An 18,115-nucleotide genomic window follows, 5' to 3' on the forward strand; every position below is an offset into this window, starting at 1 on the left:
GCATGACGCTCGTCGAAACAGGGGACACGACAGAGCAGCGTCCGGTGGCACGGCGCTCCGGACAGTGCACGCAAGCAGCGCGATTCGGATCGAACGATCTTCGGGGGAGGATCATGGACGGTGCGCAGCAGGACACGCCGACCAGCGCGGGTTCGGCCAGTGGGGAGCGGCGCAGGACGTTGACCGGTGCGGCCACCGCCGTGACGGTACTGATCTCGTTGGAACTCGTGCGTGAGGTGTTGGTCTCGGCCTACAACTGGCGCCTTTATTTCGTCGCCCATGACTACCTGGCCGCGAGAGCGACGAGCGCTGACCTGGAAGCCGCCCAGACCGACGCCCTCGCGAAGCTGGTGTCCTGGCCGTCGTTCCTGGCATGGATCGCGGGCGGCGTGGCCTTCCTCGTCTGGCTGTGGCGGGCCCGGATCAACGCCGAGCTGATGAGCGGTGCCGCCGCGTTCCGCCGGTCCCGGGCCTGGGCCGTGAGCGGCTGGATCGCCCCCGTGGTCAACCTGTGGGTCCCGTACCAGGTCGTGTCGGACGTCTGGCGGGCGAGTGCCCCCCGGCGATCCGTCCCGCTCACGCTCGTCAAGGCCTGGTGGGCGCTGTTCGTCGTCGCCAACGCCGTTGTCAGGCCGATGCAATGGCGCATGTCCTCGAAGCTCGACAGCGAGCAGAACGTGCTGTCCAACGCGGAGGTGTCCACCCTGCTCACGGCGCTCTACCTGGTGTCCGGCCTGCTGCTCCTCCTCGTCGTCGGGCGCGTCACCGCGTGGCAGAGCCACAAGCATGCGCAGAACGCGGCGTAGGGGAGCGGGGCACGCGCCCCTGTGAACGCCGCGGCGCGGGCGCCGCACGGCCGTCGCCCGCCGGTCGCGGCACTGGCCTGTACGAGCACACGGTGACGAACTACGGGGGAAAGCCGACATGGCCGGTATCAGTGACTCCTTGTGGAACGAGGACGTCGACGCGGAGAACTTCCGTGACTCCGCCGCGACGTATCAAGCCGCGGTCTTCGAGCAGTACAAGCTGTGCGTGGAGATGGCGGACCGGGTCAGCGCCCGGCGCAACCTCGCCAACACCTTCTTCCTGACCCTCCACAGCACGCTGCTCGTCTTCTGCGGCACCTGGTTGTCCCAGGAGCACCACCGCAGGACCCCGGTCGTCATCACGCTGGTGGCCCTGGTGGTCCTGCTGGGCATGTGCGCCACCTGGTGGATCACTGTCCGTTCCTACCAGCAGTTGAACAGAGGCAAGTTCGAGGTGATCGGAGCGTTGGAAGAGCGTCTGGCGGCCCGAGCCTTCGTGGCCGCCGAATGGCGTGCGCTCGGCGAGGGGCGGGACTGGCGCGTCTACCTCCCGCTCAACCGTGTCGAACGCTGGATCCCTCTCCTCTTCGCGGTGGCCTATCTCCTGAGCTTCGCCGCCGTCGCGCTGTGACGGCGGCGGCACCCGCTGCCGCCCGCTCTCCCCGCCACCTGAGCGGGTTAAGGTGAAGGGCAAATAGCCTCGGCCGGAAGCGGGTTGTCGCATGGTCACCATCGCTGTCACCGGTCACATGGACCTGGCCGACGACGCGGTCGGCCGGATCCGCACAGGCCTCCGTGAACTGCTGGCCGACCTGCGCGACGACGTGCTGGTGGGGCGCTCGTGCCTGGCCCGCGGTGCCGACACCCTCTTCGCCGAGGAGATCCTCTCGCTCGGCGGCCGGCTGTCGGCGATCATCCCGTCCCGGGACTACCGGGAAGCGGTGGTCCGCCCCGCGGACCTCGCCGAGTTCGACGCTCTGCGCGACGCCGCCGCCGAAGTGGTGGTCCTGCCCTACGAGCATGCGGGTCTCGGCGCCTACGAGGCGGCCAATCGCCGGCTCCTCCAGGGGGCGGACCGCCTCGTCGCCGTCTGGGACGGCAGCGCCCCCACAGGTCGTGGCGGCGGCACGGCGGACACCGTGGCCGAGGCCCGCCTGGCCGGGCTGGCCGTCGACATCGTGTGGCCCCTCGGCGCGTTCAGGTCCGGCAACTGACACCTGTGCCACTCCTCCTGGCCGTCGTCGTCATCGTTCGCGTCGGCCGCGTCCGCGTCATGCGGGGCTCGCCGCACGTCCGCCGCCGGCGTGGGGGCCGTGTCACCCACAGGGTGCCCGCGCTCGGAACCGGACCAGGCGTTCTCGGCGGCGCCGCCAGGTCCCCCGTCCGCCGCGCAGCCGGCCCGCAGCGTGGGCCCCTCGGAGGACCCTTCACACGCTGAAAGGCCGCCCCCGGGCGTCCATGAACCGGTCTCGCCGACACCGGTCGTTCCCTTGGCCCCGGCGACCGTTGACCGTCGCTCCGGGCTCCGCGATGCTGTGTTGCGTAACATGAGGCGCAAGTCGCATAGGGCAACATCTCGCCGGTTCTGACGGTCGAGGAGCGGCCGTGTCCCGGCCGCTCCGTGCCGTCGTCGCGCGGAGCGAGGGCGTCCCCGCGGTGCGCGGCGTCCGCGTCGCGGCCCGGGAGGAGGAGCGGTCGCGGGAGCGGATCCGCCGCGTCCCCCGGCCGTCCCCGCAACGCGGCGAGGTCTTCGTTTCCGCTGTTCATCCTTGCCGCCGGAAGCAGTTCGGCGTGCCCCGGGAGCCGCCGTCGGGGCCCGTGCGGACCGGCGGGTGGACGCCTTGACAACGCTTCGGAGCCGCCCTCACACTGTCGTTGCGCTCATCGCAATCCGTTTCGCTATACGCACCGAGGTGTCATGAAGATTCCCGCGTGCCGTCTCGCGGATCTGCCGCGAGGCGAGGCCCACCGGCTCGACATCGACCCGCCCGTGTCGGTCTTCCACACCGACGAGGGCGAGCTCTTCGCCATCGACGACACCTGCACCCACCAGGACGCCTCGCTCGCCGACGGCTGGCTGGAGGGCTGCGAGGTCGAATGCCCGCTGCACGCCTCGAAGTTCGACCTGAGGACCGGCGCGGTGGACGCGCCCCCGGCCAAGCTCCCGGTCCGCACCCACGAGGTCCTCGTCGAGGACGGCACCGTCCACGTCCGCCTCTCCGCCGCCGCCCCCAACCTGCCGCCGTGCGTCAGCGCCCGCCTCGCCGGAGGCGCCGCGTGAGGAGCGTGGCCGTGGTGGGCGCCTCGCTGGCCGGGCTGTCGGCCGCGCGCTCACTGCGGCAGCAGGGGTACGACGGCCGGCTGGTCGTCGTCGGCGACGAACCCCACCGGCCCTACGACAGGCCGCCGTTGTCCAAGGAGTTCCTGGCCGGCACCCTCGGCGAGACGGACCTCGCGCTGGAGGGCGACGACGAGGAACTGGACGCCGAGTGGCTGCTCGGGGTCCGGGCCACCGGGCTCGACCGCGCCGGGCGGGCGGTCCGGCTCGCCGACGGCCGTGCGGTGCGCGCCGACGGCGTGGTCCTCGCGACCGGGGCCGCCGCCCGCACCCTGCCCGGCACCGACGGCCTCGCCGGGGTGCACGCGCTGCGCACCCTCGACGACGCCCGCGCCCTGCGCGCGGACCTCGCCCGGGGCGGCCGCCTGGTGGTGATCGGCGGCGGGTTCGTCGGTGCCGAGGTCGCCTCCACGGCGTACGCCCTCGGGCTCGACGTGACCGTCGTCGAGGCGGCGCCGACCCCGCTGGCCGGACCGCTCGGCGAGACCATGGGCCGGGTCGTCTCCGCGCTGCACGCCGACCACGGGGTCCGGCTGCTGTGCGGGACCGGGGTCAAGGGGCTGGGCGGCGAGCGCCGGGTGGAGGCCGTACTGCTGGCGGACGGCCGCAGCGTGCCCGCCGACACCGTCGTCGTCGGCATCGGCGCCCGCCCCTGCGTCGACTGGCTCGAAGGCTCCGGCGTCCCGCTCGACAACGGCGTGAAGTGCGGCGCCGACGGACGCACCGGTGTGGCCGGGGTGGTCGCGGTCGGCGACTGCGCCAACTGGTACGACCCGCGCACCGGCACCCACCGCCGGGTCGAGCACTGGACCGGCGCCCTGGAACGGCCGGCCGCCGCCGTCACCGCGCTGCTCACCCGCGGTGCGACGGAACCCGGAACGCCCCGGCCCCCGTACTTCTGGTCCGACCAGTACGGCGTCAGGATCCAGTTCGTCGGGCAGGCCGCCGGCGCCGACAGCGTCACGGTCGAGGAGGGCTCCACCGGCGACCGCAGCTTCCTCGCCGTCTACCGGCGGGCGGACCGGCCGGTCGCCGTGCTCGGGATGAACCAGCCACGGCTGTTCACCCGCGCCCGCAAGCAGTTCGGCACCGCCGCGTCCTGACCCGGCGCCCGCGTCACCCACCGATCCACGACGTCCTCCGAGGAGTGCACCGTGACCTCGACCAGCCTGCCGGACAGCCTGATCGCCACCCTCCCCGGTTCCGCCTACACGGATCCCGGCATCTTCGCCCAGGAACAGGAGCGCATCTTCGAGACGATGTGGTTCTGCGTCGCCCGCGCGGCCGACCTGCCGAAGCCCGGAGCGTTCCGCACCGTCGACGTGGGCCGCGAGAGCATCCTCGTCACCCGGGCCAGGGACCACTCGGTCCGCGCCTACTTCAACGTCTGTCGGCACCGCGGGGCCAGGCTGCGCACCGAGGAGGCCGGCGAGGTCAGGCGGGCGTTCCAGTGCCCCTACCACGCCTGGACCTACGGCCTGGACGGCAAGCTGGTCGCCGCGCCGAACCTCACCTCGATGCCCGACGTCGGCCGCACCGAGTACGGCCTGGCCGGGGTCGCCGTACGGGAGTGGCTGGGGTACGTGTGGGTGTGTCTGGCGGAGGACCCGCCGTCCTTCGAGGAGGACGTGATCGGGGCGGCGGTCGAACGCCTCGGCGACGTGGCGTCGATCGACCGCTACGACGTGGCGAGCCTCTCGGTGGGCCGGCGGATCGTCTACGACGTCAGGGCGAACTGGAAGCTCATCGTCGAGAACTTCATGGAGTGCTACCACTGCGCCACCATCCACCCCGAACTGACCGAGGTGCTGCCGGAGTTCGCCGACGGCTACGCCGCCCAGTACTACGTGGGCCACGGCGCGGAGTTCGGCGAGGAGATCCAGGGCTTCACGGTCGACGGCTCCGAGGGGTTGGACCGCATACCCGGGGTCTCCGCGGACCAGGACCGGCGCTACTACGCGATCACCGTCAAGCCGCAGGTGTTCATCAACCTCGTGCCCGACCACGTGATCTTCCACCGGATGTACCCGGTCGCCGCCGACCGCACGGTCGTCGAGTGCGACTGGCTCTACCTGCCGCACGTCGTCGAGAGCGGCAAGGACGTCAGCCGGTCCGTGGAACTCTTCGACCGGGTCAACCGCCAGGACTTCGACGCCTGCGAGCGCACCCAGCCGGGGATGACTTCACGGCTGTACGCCAAGGGCGGTGTGCTGGTGCCCAGCGAGCACCACATCGGGGCCTTCCACGACTGGGTGCACGCGCGGCTCGGCACCGGGCGGTCCGAATGACGCCCGTGGCCCGCGCGAGCGGCTCGAACGCGGGCCGTGCGGCGATCGTCCCGAGGGCGTTCAGCCCAGGTACCCCATGCGGTGGCTGATCTCTTCCGCGCCCTTGACCAGGACCGGGGCCAGCTCGTGCATACGCTCCTCGGTGAACCGGTAGGACGGTCCGGAGGCGCTGATCGACGCGATGACCTCGCCCTCGCGGTCCCGGATCGGCGCGGCCATGGCGTGCAGCCCGATCTCCAGCTCCTCCAGCGTCCAGGCGTAACCGCGCTCCCGGGCCTCGGCGAGGTTCTTCTCCAGCTTCGCCTTCGAGGAGACGGTGTGCGGGGTCAGCTTCTTCAGTCCGGTCTTTGCGACCAGCGCGGCGCGCTCCGCGGCGGCCAGGTGGGCCAGCATGATCTTGCCGCTGGACGTCGCGTGCAACGGGGTCAGCTGGCCGACCCAGTTGTGCGCCGTGACGGCGGCCGTGCCGCGCACCTGGTACAGGTTGATCGCGTAGTGCTCCCGCAGCACGGCGATGTTGACGGTCTCGCCGATCTCCTCGGCGAGCCGCTCGCAGACCTGCCGGCTCTGCTGGGTGACGTCGATGCGGCCCGTGACGGCGCCGGCCAGGCGTACGATGCCGAAGCCGAGTGCGTACTTGCCGCGCTCACCGGCCTGTTCCACCAGACCTCGCGCCTCCAGGGCGCCGAGCAGACGGAACGCGGTCGACTTGTGGACATCGATCTGGGCGGCCACCTCGCTGACCCCCGCCTCGCCGCGCTGGGCCAGGATCTCCAGGACGCTGATGGCGCGGTCGACGGACTGCACACCACCGGAAGATGAGCCGTTCGTTTCTGTATCCGGACTGTAGTTGCTCATAGCGAAACCATACGCGCAGTAAACAACGCACTCCAAGTAACGCGATGTGAACAAAGATCTTACAAGTTGCGTTGTTCGCAACCTGGTGCGCATGACGCTACCCGTACTAGCATGCCGCGCACATCGACGGCGCGAGCGAGACGAGGCACCATGGCTCCCTTGCAGTACGACTTCGTCATCGTCGGCGGCGGATCGGCCGGCTGTGCACTGGCGAACAGGCTCTCGGCCGATCCCGGCAACCAGGTGCTGGTCCTCGAGGCGGGCCGCCCCGACTACCCGTGGGACGTCTTCATCCACATGCCCGCGGCGCTGACCTACCCCATCGGCAGCCGCTTCTACGACTGGAAGTACGAGTCCGAGCCCGAGCCGCACATGGGCGGCCGCCGCATCTACCACGCCCGCGGCAAGGTGCTCGGCGGCTCCAGCAGCATCAACGGCATGATCTTCCAGCGCGGCAACCCCATGGACTACGAGCGCTGGGCCGCCGGTCCCGGCATGGAGACCTGGGACTACGCCCACTGCCTGCCCTACTTCCGCCGGATGGAGAACTGCCTCGCGGCCGACCCGGACGACGAGTTCCGTGGCCACGACGGCCCCCTCGTACTGGAGCGCGGCCCGGCCGCCAACCCGCTCTTCGCCGCCTTCCTCAAGGCCACCGAGGAAGCCGGCCACGCGCCCACCGACGACGTCAACGGCTACCGCCAGGAGGGCTTCGCCAAGTTCGACCGCAACGTCCACCGCGGCCGGCGGCTGTCGGCGGCGAAGGCCTACCTCAAGCCCGTCCGCAAGCGCCCCAACCTCACCGTGCGGACCCGCGCCCTCGTCACCCGCGTCCTGTTCGAGGGCAAGAAGGCGGTCGGCGTGGAGTTCCGCCGCGGCAAGGGCGCCCTCCAGCAGGTCCGCGCCAAGGAGGTGGTCCTGTGCGGCGGCGCCGTCAACTCGCCGCAACTGCTCCAGCTCTCGGGCGTCGGCAACGCCGAGGAGCTGACCGCCCTCGGCATCGACGTCGTCCACGACCTGCCGGGCGTCGGCGAGAACATGCAGGACCACCTGGAGGTCTACATCCAGTACGCGTGCAGGCAGCCCGTCTCCGTGCAGCCGTACCTGGCGAAGTGGCGGGCCCCCTTCATCGGCCTGCAGTGGCTCTTCCGCAGGGGGCCCGCCGCCACCAACCACTTCGAGGCCGGCGGCTTCTGCCGCAGCAACGAGGACGTGGCCTACCCCAACCTGATGTTCCACTTCCTGCCCATCGCCGTCCGCTACGACGGCTCCGTGCCCGCCGGCGGCCACGGCTACCAGGTCCACGTCGGCCCCATGTACTCCGACGCCGTCGGCTCGGTGAAGATCCGGAGCAAGGACCCCGCCGAGCACCCGGCGCTGCGCTTCAACTACCTCTCCACCGAACAGGACCGCCGGGAGTGGGTCGAGGCGGTCAGGACGGCCCGCCGGCTCCTGGGCCAGCCCGCCCTCGCCGCCTACAACGACGGGGAGGTCTCGCCCGGCCCGTCCGTGCAGAGCGACGAGGAGATCCTCGACTGGGTCGCCAGGGACGCCGAGACCGCCCTGCACCCCTCCTGCACCTGCAGGATGGGCACCGACGAGATGTCCGTCGTCGACCCCGCCAGCATGCGGGTGCACGGCGTGGAGGGACTGCGGGTGGTCGACGCCTCCGTGATGCCCTACGTCACCAACGGCAACATCTACGCGCCCGTGATGATGATCGCCGAGAAGGCCGCCGACCTCATCCTCGGCAGGGAACCGCTGGAACCCTCCAAGGCCGTCTACTACCGGCACCGCGACGCCCGGAAGCAGGCCGGATAGCACACGGCGACCCGGGCCCCGCGGGCGTGTTCGCGGGGCCGCCGGCGGGCGCGGCGGGCCCGCGTCCGTTCGCCTTCGGCCGGGATGCGCCGCCCTCTTGACGGCGTCCGCCCCTTCGGCCATGGTGTTCCACCACAAGCAATCCAATGCACAATACGCAACGAATTCGGGCTCGAAGGGCGCGGCCGTGGCAGATCTGTACATGGATGGAAAATGGCGCGCCGCGGCGGCCGGCGGCCGCCGCGAGATCCGCTGTCCGGCGGACGGCAGCCTCGTCGCGACGGTCTGCGAGGCGACCCGCCCGGACACCGAGGCCGCGATCGGGGCGGCTCGGCGCGCCTTCGACGAAGGGCCCTGGCCGCACACCCCCGAGCGTGAGCGCGGCGCCCTGCTGCTGCGCACCGCCGGCATCATCGAGCGCGACACCAAGGAATTCGCCCGCGCGGAGTCCCTGGACACCGGCAAGCGCCTGGTGGAGAGCGAGTACGACATCGCCGACGTCGTCTCCTGCTTCCGCTACTACGGCGGCATCGCCGCAACCGACGCCGGCCGTGTGATCGACACCGGCCGCGCCGACGCGATCAGCCGGATCACCTACGAGCCCGTCGGTGTCTGCGGACTGATCACCCCCTGGAACTACCCCCTTTTGCAGGCGAGTTGGAAGGTCGCTCCGGCCCTGCTCGCGGGCAACACCGTCGTCCTCAAACCCAGCGAGCTGACCCCCTCCACCTCGATCCTGCTGATGAAGGCACTGGAGGAGGCCGGGCTCCCGGCCGGCGCCGCCAACCTCGTGCTGGGCGCCGGGGCCGAGGCGGGCGCCCCGCTGGCCGAGCACCCGGCGGTCGACATGGTGTCCTTCACCGGCGGCCTCGACACCGGCCGGCACATCATGGCCACCGCCGCCGCCACGGTGAAGAAGGTCGCCCTGGAGCTCGGCGGCAAGAACCCCAACGTGGTGTTCGCCGACGCGGACTTCGAGACCGCCGTGGACTTCGCGCTCACCGCCGTCTTCCTCCACTCCGGCCAGGTCTGCTCGGCCGGCGCCCGGCTGATCGTCGAGGACCGCCTGCACGACGCCTTCGTCGACGAGGTCGTACGCCGGGCCCGGCTCATTCGCCTCGGCGGCCCCTTCGACCCCGGGGCCGAGACCGGCGCGCTGATCTCCGCACGGCACCGCGAGAAGGTCGAGGCGTACGTCGCGGCCGGCCTCGCCGAGGGCGCCGTACTGCGCTGCGGCGGCGCGCGCCCCGACGACCCGGCGCTCGCCGGCGGCTTCTACTACCCGCCCACCGTCCTCGACGAGTGCCGGCAGGACATGCGCGTGGTGCACGAGGAGTCCTTCGGGCCCGTGCTCACCGTCGAGCGCTTCCGGGACGAGGACGACGCCGTCCGCATCGCCAACGACACGGAGTACGGCCTCGCCGGGGCCGTCTGGACGCAGGACGCGGGCAAGGCGCAGCGGGTCGCCCGCAGGCTGCGCCACGGCACCGTGTGGATCAACGACTACCACCCCTACGTGCCGCAAGCGGAATGGGGTGGCTTCGGGTACTCCGGCGTGGGCCGTGAGCTGGGACCGACCGGCCTCGCCGAGTACCGGGAGCCCAAGCACGTCTGGCAGAACATCCAACCCGGGCCGCAGCACTGGTTCCGCGGCTGACGCCGAAGAGAGGCCGACCATGACCCCAGCCCAGACCGAGGTGTCGCAGCGGCGCGGCACGTCCCAGGACCCGCAGGACCGGACCCCGGTCATCTCCGTGCGCCGGCTGTGGAAGGTGTTCGGTCCGAAGGCCGACGAGGTGCCCGGCTCCGAGGAACTGTGCGGACTCACCCGGCGCGAGCTCATGGAGCGCACCGGATGCACCACCGCGGTACGGGACGTGAGCTTCGAGGTGTCGCCCGGCGAGGTCTTCGTCGTCATGGGCCTGTCCGGCTCCGGCAAGTCGACCCTGGTGCGATGTCTGACCCGGCTGATCGAACCCACCTCCGGCGAGATCGTCTTCGAGGGCGAGGACATCCGCGACGCCGACCCGAGGCGCCTGCGCGAGCTGCGGCGCAGCAAGTTCTCCATGGTCTTCCAGCACTTCGGCCTGCTGCCGCACCGCAAGGTCGTCGACAACGTGGCGTTCGGCCTGGAGATCCGGGGCATGGGCCGGGCCGAGCGCGTCCGGCGCGCGATGGAGACCGTCGAACTGGTCGGTCTCGCCGGCTACGAGAACTCCTACCCCGACCAGCTCTCCGGCGGTATGCAGCAGCGCGTCGGTCTCGCCCGCGCCCTCGCCGGCGACCCCGACGTCCTCTTCTTCGACGAGCCGTTCTCCGCGCTCGACCCGCTGATCCGCCGGGACATGCAGAGCGAGGTCGTCCGCCTGCACCACGAGGTCGGCAAGACCATGGTCTTCATCACCCACGACCTCTCCGAGGCCCTCAAGCTCGGCGACCGCATCCTCATCATGCGGGACGGCCGGACGGTCCAGTGCGGCACCGGCGACGAGCTCGTCGGCGCCCCGGCGGACGACTACGTGCGGGACTTCGTCAAGGACGTGCCGCGCGGCGACGTCCTCACCCTGCGCTGGATCATGCGGCCCGCCGGACCCGACGACGTCCTGGACGGGCCGGAGCTGGGCCCGGACGTCGTGGTGCGCGAGGCGACCCGGGCCGTCCTCGCGGCCGAGAGACCCGTCAAGGTCGTGGAGAACGGCAAGCTGCTCGGCATCGTCGGCGACGAGGAGATCCTCGCCGTCGTCGCCGGGCAGGAGGGCGACGCCTGATGGCCGCCGTGGCCGACGTGAGCGCGCCGGCCGCGACGGCGCGCGGGAAGGTCGGCCGGCCGGTGGCGGTGGCCGCGATCATCGCCGTCTGGCTGGTGCTCTTCGCCGTGTTCCGCGGCCGGCAGACGCTGACCCTGGCCGCCGCCGACCTCACCGGCCTGCACCGGTGGCTGAACGACGTCAACGACAGCGTCGGAGCCAACCGCAACTCCAACCCCCTCTTCCTCTACTTCTTCAACGAGATCCGGCTGGTCATCGACCACCTGGTGACCTTCGTCCAGTCGCTGATCTCCCAGCCCGGCGGTTCCCGCCCGGTCCCGCAGATCGGCTGGCTCGGCGTGGTCGGAGTCACCGGCTACGTCTCCTGGGCCGTGGCCAACTGGCGGGTCGCGCTGCTCACCGTGGCCGGCTTCACCTTCTTCGGGCTCCAGGGCCTGTGGCAGGAGAGCATGGACACCCTGGCGCTGACCCTGTCGGCGGTGCTCGTCGCGCTGCTCATCGGCATCCCGCTCGGCGTCTGGGCCGGGCTCTCCGACCGGGTCGACCGGATCATGACGCCCTTCCTGGACCTCATGCAGACGATGCCGACCTTCGTCTACCTCGCCCCGCTCACCCTGATCTTCCTCATCGGCGGGGCCTCGGCCGTCATCACCACGGTGATCTACGCGGCGCCGCCCGCCGTCCGGATCACCGCGCACGCCATCCGGTCCGTCCCCGGGACCACCGTCGAGGCCGCCGACTCCCTCGGCGCCACCCGCACCCAGCAACTGCTGAAGGTGCTGCTGCCGATGTCCCGGCGCACGGTGGTCATGGGCGTCAACCAGACCATCATGGCCGCCCTGGCCATGGTCACGATCGCCGCTCTGATCGACGCGCCCGGCCTCGGCAAGACCGTCATCCAGGCACTCCAGTCCCTCGACGTCGGCACCGCCTTCAACGCCGGTCTCGCGATCGTCGTCATGGCCATCGTGCTCGACCGGGTCACCACGGCCGCCGCCGTCCGCACCGAGACCCGCCGCACGGGCGCGGGCCGGCTGGCCGCGTGGCGCCGGCCGCTGCTGGGGGCGGGCGGCGCCGTGGCCCTCGTCCTGGTGTACCTGTCCCACACCTACGTCTGGGCGGCCGAGTTCCCCGGCGACGGCGCCGTCGGCGGCCATGTCGCGAGCGCCGCCGACACCGCGACCGGCTGGAGCCAGGACCATCTCTCCGGCCTGACCAACGCCCTGCGGGACGTCGTCACCAACGGCCTGCTCAACCCGTTCCAGTCGCTGCTCACCGACTCCCCGTGGTGGCTCGTCGGCGCCACCCTGGTCGCGCTCGGCACGGTGCTCGGCGGCCGGCGGGCCGGGGTGACGGCCGCGGTGTGCGTCGGGCTGCTGGTCGGCACGGGCCTGTGGTCGGACAGTATGACCACCCTGGCCTCGACCGCCGTGGCCACCGTCCTGGTGATGCTGTTCGGCGCCGTGGTGGGCGTGTGGATGGGCCGCAGCGCCCTGGCGGACCGGCTGATCCGGCCCACCCTGGACGCCGCCCAGGTCATGCCGCCCTTCGTCTACCTCGTGCCGTTCCTGGCGCTCTTCGGCGCCACCCGCTTCACCGCGATCGTCGCGGCCGTGGTCTACGCGGCACCCGTCGCCGTCAAGATCATCGCGGACGGGGTGCGGAACGTCTCCGAGGCCACGGTGGAGGCGGCCGCCTCGGCCGGGTGCAGCACCTGGCAGATCATCACCAAGGTCCAGCTGCCGATGGCACGCGGCGCCCTGACCCTCGCGACCAACCAGGGTCTGATCTACGTGCTGTCGATGGTTGTGGTGGGCGGCCTGGTGGGGGCGGGCGCCCTCGGCTACGACGTCGTGGCCGGTTTCTCGCAGGGCGAGCTGTACGGCAAGGGGCTGGCGGCAGGGCTCGCCATCGTACTGCTCGGAGTCATGTTCGACCGGATCACTCAGGCTGCGGCGCGACGCGCCAGGGCTTAAGGAGCACCGACACCATGGCAAGACACTGGCGAGCCGGCGCGGCCGGCCTGGCCGTCCTCGGCCTCACCCTCACGGCCTGCGGCGGGGCGAAGGTCGGCGAGAGCAGTTCCGCCGGCTCGAAGTCCTCCGGCGGCAAGTGCGGCACCTTCAACCTGGCCGTCAACCCCTGGGTCGGCTACGAGGCGGACGCGGCGGTCGTCGCGTACGTCGCGGAGCACGACCTCGGCTGCACGGTCGACAAGAAGGACCTCAAGGAGGAGATCGCCTGGCAGGGCTTCGGCACCGGCGAGGTCGACGCCGTCCTGGAGAACTGGGGCCACGACGACCTGAAGAAGAAGTACGTCACCGGCCAGAAGACGGCCGTCGAGGCCGGCTCGACCGGCAACAAGGGCATCATCGGCTGGTACGTCCCGCCGTGGCTGGCCAAGGCGCACCCGGACATCACCGACTGGAAGAACCTCGACAAGTACGCGGCGCGGTTCAAGACGTCCGAGTCGGGCGGGAAGGGGCAACTGCTCGACGGCGACCCGTCCTACGTCACCAACGACGCGGCCCTGGTGACCAATCTGAAGCTGGACTTCAAGGTGGTGTACGCGGGCAGCGAGACCGCGCTCATCCAGGCCTTCCGGACGGCCGAGAAGAACAAGCAGTGGCTGATCGGCTACTTCTACGAACCGCAGTGGTTCCTGTCCGAGGTGCCGCTGGTGAAGGTGGACCTGCCCAAGTACACGACGGGCTGCGACGCCGACGCGGCCAAGGTCGCCTGCGACTACCCCGTCTACGACCTGGACAAGATCGTCAGCGCGAGCTTCGCCAAGTCGGGCAGCCCCGCCTACGACCTGGTGAAGAAGTTCAACTGGACCAACGACGACCAGAACACCGTGGCCCGGTACATCGCGGTGGACAAGATGTCCGACGAGGCGGCGGCGGAGAAGTGGGTCGACGCCAACCGCGAGAAGGTCGACGCCTGGCTGAAGTAGCGGGGTCGTCGAGGAGCCGGTCCGGGACGCCCGGCGGGCGGTGCGCCGTGGTGCGCGCCGCCCGCCGGGCGCCCCCGTTTCTCCCGCGTTTTCCCGGCTGTTCCCGGACACCACCGCCCCCTTGACACCCCTCCTCGCCGACGGGCACATTGAGTTGCGCAACCTGAATCAAGTTGCGCACGAAGCAACTGCACCGGTCTCAAGTTCGGAGGTTGGGCGATGGCGGGACCCCGAGTGGTCATCATCGGAGCGGGCGTCGTGGGGGCGGCCCTCGCGGACGAGATCTCCGCACGCGGCTGGACCGAGGTGACCGTGGTCGACCAGGGCCCCCTGCCGGCCACCGGCGGCTCCTCCTCGCACGCCCCGGGCCTGGTCTTCCAGACGAACCCCTCGAAGACCATGACCGAACTGGCCCGCTACACCGTCGAGAAGCTCAGCTCCCTCGACGTCGACGGCGAGCCCTGCTTCCTCCAGGTCGGCGGCCTGGAGGTGGCCACCGGCCCCGAGCGCCTCGCCGAACTCCACCGCCGCCACGGCTGGATCACCGCCTGGGGCGTCGAGGCGGAACTGCTGACACCCGACGAGTGCGTGGCCCGGCACCCCCTGCTCGACCGCGACAGGGTCCTCGGCGGCCTCTTCGTCCCCACCGACGGCCTCGCCAAGGCCGTCCTCGCCGTCGAGGCCCAGATCCGCCGCGCCACCGCACGCGGCGTCCGCTTCCTCGCCCGCCACGAGGTCCTCGACGTCCTCCAGGACGCGGGCCGCGTCACCGGCGTGCTGACCGACCGGGGCGAGCTGCCCGCCGACATCGTCGTCTGCTGCGCCGGCATCTGGGGCCCGAGGATCGCCCGCATGGTCGGCATGAGCCTGCCGCTCACCCCGCTCGGCCACCAGCTCGCCTGGACCGGCCCGGTCCCCGCGCTCGCCGGCCAGACCGAGGAGGCCGTCCGCCCGATCCTGCGCCACCAGGACGCCGACCTCTACTACCGCGACCGCTACGACGGCCTCGGCATCGGCTACTACGGCCACCGCCCCATGCCGATCTCGGCCGACGACATCCTCTCCGTCGACGAGGCCGACCGGATGCCCTCGGTCCTCAAGTTCACCGAGGAGGACTTCGCGGACGCCTGGACCGAGACGAGGTCCCTCCTGCCCGCGACCCGCGAGGCCGAGGTCGAGGAGGGCATCAACGGCCTCTTCTCCTTCACCACCGACGGCTACCCGCTGCTCGGCGAGTCCCCGGATGTCCAGGGCTTCTGGGTCGCCGAGGCCGTCTGGGTCACCCACTCCGCCGGCGTCGGCCGCTCGGTCGCCGAATGGCTGGTCGACGGCCACTGCTCGTCCTTCGACCTCCACGAGTGCGACGTCAACCGCTTCGAGCCGCACCAGCTCGCCCCGGAGTACGTGCTCGCCCGCGACTGCCAGAACTTCGTCGAGGTCTACGACATCCTCCACCCGCTCCAGCCGTCCGGGAAGCCGCGCCCGATCCGCACCAGCCCCTTCCACGCCCGCCAGCAGGAACACGGCGCGTTCTTCCTGGAGGCGAACGGCTGGGAACGCCCCCAGTGGTACGAGGCGAACGCCCGCCTGCTCGACGGCCGTTCGATCCCCACCCCCGACGACTGGGCGGCCCGCTACTGGTCCCCGATCGTCGGCGCCGAGGCCCAGGTCACCCGCGAGACCGTCGCGATGTACGACATGACCGCCCTCAAGCGGCTGGAGGTGAGCGGCCCCGGCGCCGCCGCCTTCCTGGAGGGCCTGGTCACCGGAAAGGTCGCCAAGTCCGTCGGCTCGGTGACGTACACACTGCTGCTGGACCGCGACGGCGGCATCCGCAGCGACATCACCGTCGCCCGCCTCGCCCGCGACCTCTTCCAGATCGGCGCCAACGGCAACCTCGACCTCGACTGGCTCGGCCGGCACCTGCCCGCCGACGGCGGTGTCCAGGTCCGCGACATCACCCCGGGCACCTGCTGCGTCGGCCTGTGGGGCCCGCTCGCCCGCGAGGCCCTCCAGCCCCTCACCGACGAGGACTTCTCCGACGGCGGCCTCAAGTACTTCCGCGCCAAACGCGCCTTCATCGGCCCCGTCCCGGTCACCGCGATGCGGCTGTCGTACGTCGGTGAACTCGGCTGGGAGCTGTACACGACCGCCGACCAGGGCCGGAGACTCTGGGACACCCTCTGGCAGGCGGTCGAGCCGCTCGGCGGCATCGTCGCGGGCCGGGGCGCCTTCAACAGCCTGCGCCTGGAGAAGGGCTACCGCTCCTTCGGCACCGACATGACCTACGAGCACGACCCCTACGAGGCCGGCGTCGGCTTCGCCGTCAAGCCCGACAAGGGCGACTTCGTCGGCAGGGCCGCGCTGGAGCGGCGCAGGGCGGACGTGCGGCGCCGGCTGAGCTGCCTGACCATCGACGACCCGGCCGCCGTCGTGATGGGCAGGGAACCCGTGTACGACGGTGAGCGGGCCGTCGGGTACGTGACCAGCGCGGCGTACGGATACACGATCGGCAAGGGCATCGCGTACGCGTGGCTCCCGGCGGAGCTGGCGGTGCCCGGGACCGAGGTGCGGATCGGGTACTTCGACCGGCTGGTCGGGGCGGTGGTGGCCGAGGAGCCGCTGTTCGACCCGGCGATGCGCCGTCTGCGCGGCTGAGGGATCCGAGCGGTGCCGTCGGCCGGCCGCGGGTGCGCCACGGCCGGTCGCGCAGTTCCCCGCGCCCCTCACGGGGCCGCACCGTCCGGCTTCCTGGAAGGAGTACCGCCCCCATGAACGCGCCGAACACGCCCCTGGCCCGGCCGGACCCCGAGGTGCACGCCGAGCCGGACCGCCGGCGCTCCACCCTGGAGACGGTCGCCTCCGGGAACCTGGCCCCCACCGCGGTGCCGGAGGCGCAGGGCCCGGTCGCCACGAACCCGTACGTCGCGGGCCCGGTCGCGGCGCGGCCGCACCCGGGCGGCGCCCTGCGCCCCCGCACCGAGGCACGCGCGGCCCAGCACCCGCTCCCCCCGCACCTCCCGCACGACGGAGACGTCCGATGAGCCCCAGCACCCCAGGCGCCGGCCTCCCCGGCCACCCTGACTTCCTCTGGCGCACACCCGAGCCCAGGCGCTCGTACGACGTGGTGATCGTGGGCGGCGGCGGCCACGGCCTGGCCACCGCCCACTACCTCGCCAGGAACCACGGCATCACCGACGTCGCCGTCCTGGAGAAGGGCTGGCTCGCGGGCGGCAACATGGCCCGCAACACCACGATCATCCGCTCCAACTACCTGTGGGACGAGAGCGCCGGCATCTACGAACACGCGCTCGGACTGTGGGAGGGGCTGGAGGAGGAACTGGACCACCCGATCCTCTTCTCCCAGCGCGGCGTCCTCAACCTCGCCCACAGCCTTCAGGACGTCCGCGACGGCGTCCGCCGGGTCGAGGCCAACCGCCTCAACGGCGTCGACGCCGAATGGCTCGACGCGGACGGGGTCAAGGAGGTCTGCCCGATCGTCAACACCTCGCCCGGCGTGCGCCATCCGGTCCTCGGCGGCACCTACCAGCCCCGCGCCGGCATCGCCAAGCACGACTACGTCGCCTGGGGCTTCGCCCGCTCCGCGGACGCCGCCGGCATCGACATCATCCAGAACTGCGAGGTCACCGGGGTGGACGTGGCCGGCGGGCGGGTGGTCGGCGTCCAGACCACCCTCGGGCCCATCGCGGCCGGCAAGGTGGCCCTGTGCTCGGCGGGCCACACCTCGGTTCTCGCCGCCATGGCCGGCCTCGAACTCCCGCTCCAGAGCCATCCGTTGCAGGCCCTGGTCTCGGAACTCCTGGAGCCGGTGCACCCGACCGTGGTGATGTCCAACGCGGTGCACGTCTACGTCAGCCAGGCGCACAAGGGCGAACTGGTGATGGGCGCGGGCATCGACGCGTACAACTCCTACACCCAGCGCGGCGCGTTCCACGTCATCGAGGAGCAGATGTCCGCGGCCCTCGAACTCTTCCCGGTCTTCGCCCGCGCCCACGTGCTGCGGACCTGGGGCGGCATCGTCGACGTCAGCCCGGACGCCTCACCCGTCGTCGGCCTCACCCCCGTCGGCAACCTGTACCTCAACTGCGGCTGGGGAACGGGCGGTTTCAAGGCCACCCCCGGGGTCGGCTGGGTCTACGCACACACCATCGCCCACGACACCCCCCACCGGCTGAACGCCCCCTTCTCGCTCGACCGTTTCACCACCGGCGCGCTCGTCGACGAGCACGGCGCCGCCGCGGTGGCCCACTAGGGAGCCC

Annotated in this window: 15 protein-coding genes; 14 read left to right on the forward strand and 1 reads right to left on the reverse strand. The window is 71.6% G+C overall.

The features are described from left to right. Positions 1 to 2: 2 nt before the first annotated feature. The 6 genes from ACZ619_RS23370 (at position 3) to ACZ619_RS23395 (ending at position 5,432) form a co-directional block, all read left to right on the forward strand. A complete protein-coding gene (locus tag ACZ619_RS23370; protein WP_469602047.1) occupies positions 3 to 806 on the forward strand; it encodes a DUF4328 domain-containing protein in 804 nt (267 codons plus the stop codon). A 118-nt stretch (positions 807 to 924) separates the two neighbouring features. Further along, the gene (locus ACZ619_RS23375; RefSeq protein WP_469602049.1) at positions 925 to 1,437 is read left to right on the forward strand and encodes a RipA family octameric membrane protein; all 513 of its coding nucleotides are present in this window, start codon (positions 925 to 927) and stop codon (positions 1,435 to 1,437) included. A 91-nt stretch (positions 1,438 to 1,528) separates the two neighbouring features. Further along, a complete protein-coding gene (locus ACZ619_RS23380; RefSeq protein WP_469602051.1) occupies positions 1,529 to 2,020 on the forward strand; it encodes a hypothetical protein in 492 nt (163 codons plus the stop codon). 704 nt (positions 2,021 to 2,724) lie between these two features. Then, positions 2,725 to 3,087 carry a bifunctional 3-phenylpropionate/cinnamic acid dioxygenase ferredoxin subunit gene (locus ACZ619_RS23385; RefSeq protein WP_469602053.1) on the forward strand — a complete coding sequence of 121 codons (363 nt, stop codon included), beginning with the start codon at positions 2,725 to 2,727 and terminating at the stop codon, positions 3,085 to 3,087. Beyond that, positions 3,084 to 4,247: an NAD(P)/FAD-dependent oxidoreductase gene (locus tag ACZ619_RS23390; protein ID WP_469602056.1), complete on the forward strand. Its 1,164-nt coding sequence runs from the start codon at positions 3,084 to 3,086 to the stop codon at positions 4,245 to 4,247. Before ACZ619_RS23385 ends, ACZ619_RS23390 begins: the two co-directional genes overlap by 4 nt. 51 nt (positions 4,248 to 4,298) lie before the next feature. Next, entirely contained in the window at positions 4,299 to 5,432 is a 1,134-nt protein-coding gene (locus ACZ619_RS23395; RefSeq protein ID WP_469602059.1) for an aromatic ring-hydroxylating oxygenase subunit alpha, read from the forward strand. Positions 5,433 to 5,492: 60 nt separating this feature from the next. On the opposite strand, the gene ACZ619_RS23400 is transcribed toward ACZ619_RS23395, so the two are convergent. Further along, positions 5,493 to 6,290: an IclR family transcriptional regulator gene (locus tag ACZ619_RS23400; protein ID WP_469602062.1), complete on the reverse strand. Its 798-nt coding sequence runs from the start codon at positions 6,288 to 6,290 to the stop codon at positions 5,493 to 5,495. A gap of 150 nt (positions 6,291 to 6,440) precedes the next feature. Here ACZ619_RS23400 and betA point away from each other — a divergent pair, with 150 nt between their 5' ends. The 8 genes from betA (at position 6,441) to ACZ619_RS23440 (ending at position 18,108) form a co-directional block, all read left to right on the forward strand. Beyond that, positions 6,441 to 8,111 (forward strand): choline dehydrogenase, encoded by a 1,671-nt coding sequence (gene betA, locus ACZ619_RS23405; RefSeq protein WP_469602064.1) that lies wholly within the window; start codon positions 6,441 to 6,443, stop codon positions 8,109 to 8,111. A 187-nt stretch (positions 8,112 to 8,298) separates the two neighbouring features. Next, entirely contained in the window at positions 8,299 to 9,768 is a 1,470-nt protein-coding gene (locus ACZ619_RS23410) for an aldehyde dehydrogenase family protein (protein WP_469602067.1), read from the forward strand. A 19-nt stretch (positions 9,769 to 9,787) separates the two neighbouring features. Next, the gene (locus tag ACZ619_RS23415) at positions 9,788 to 10,879 is read left to right on the forward strand and encodes a quaternary amine ABC transporter ATP-binding protein (RefSeq protein ID WP_469602070.1); all 1,092 of its coding nucleotides are present in this window, start codon (positions 9,788 to 9,790) and stop codon (positions 10,877 to 10,879) included. Continuing rightward, on the forward strand, positions 10,879 to 12,855 hold the full coding sequence (locus tag ACZ619_RS23420; protein WP_469602073.1) for an ABC transporter permease: 1,977 nt from the start codon (positions 10,879 to 10,881) through the stop codon (positions 12,853 to 12,855). Before ACZ619_RS23415 ends, ACZ619_RS23420 begins: the two co-directional genes overlap by 1 nt. A 14-nt stretch (positions 12,856 to 12,869) precedes the next feature. Continuing rightward, positions 12,870 to 13,835, forward strand: a complete 966-nt coding sequence (locus ACZ619_RS23425) for an ABC transporter substrate-binding protein (RefSeq protein WP_469602077.1) — start codon at positions 12,870 to 12,872, stop codon at positions 13,833 to 13,835. 219 nt (positions 13,836 to 14,054) lie between these two features. Next, entirely contained in the window at positions 14,055 to 16,493 is a 2,439-nt protein-coding gene (locus ACZ619_RS23430; protein ID WP_469602080.1) for a GcvT family protein, read from the forward strand. Positions 16,494 to 16,606: 113 nt separating this feature from the next. Then, the gene (locus ACZ619_RS23435) at positions 16,607 to 16,879 is read left to right on the forward strand and encodes a hypothetical protein (RefSeq protein ID WP_469602083.1); all 273 of its coding nucleotides are present in this window, start codon (positions 16,607 to 16,609) and stop codon (positions 16,877 to 16,879) included. After that, positions 16,876 to 18,108, forward strand: coding sequence for a sarcosine oxidase subunit beta family protein (locus ACZ619_RS23440; protein ID WP_469602085.1), 1,233 nt, complete (start codon positions 16,876 to 16,878; stop codon positions 18,106 to 18,108). The genes ACZ619_RS23435 and ACZ619_RS23440 overlap by 4 nt, the downstream gene beginning before the upstream one ends. Positions 18,109 to 18,115: the final 7 nt, after the last annotated feature.

The organism is Streptomyces sp. NPDC104367 (assembly GCF_055583825.1).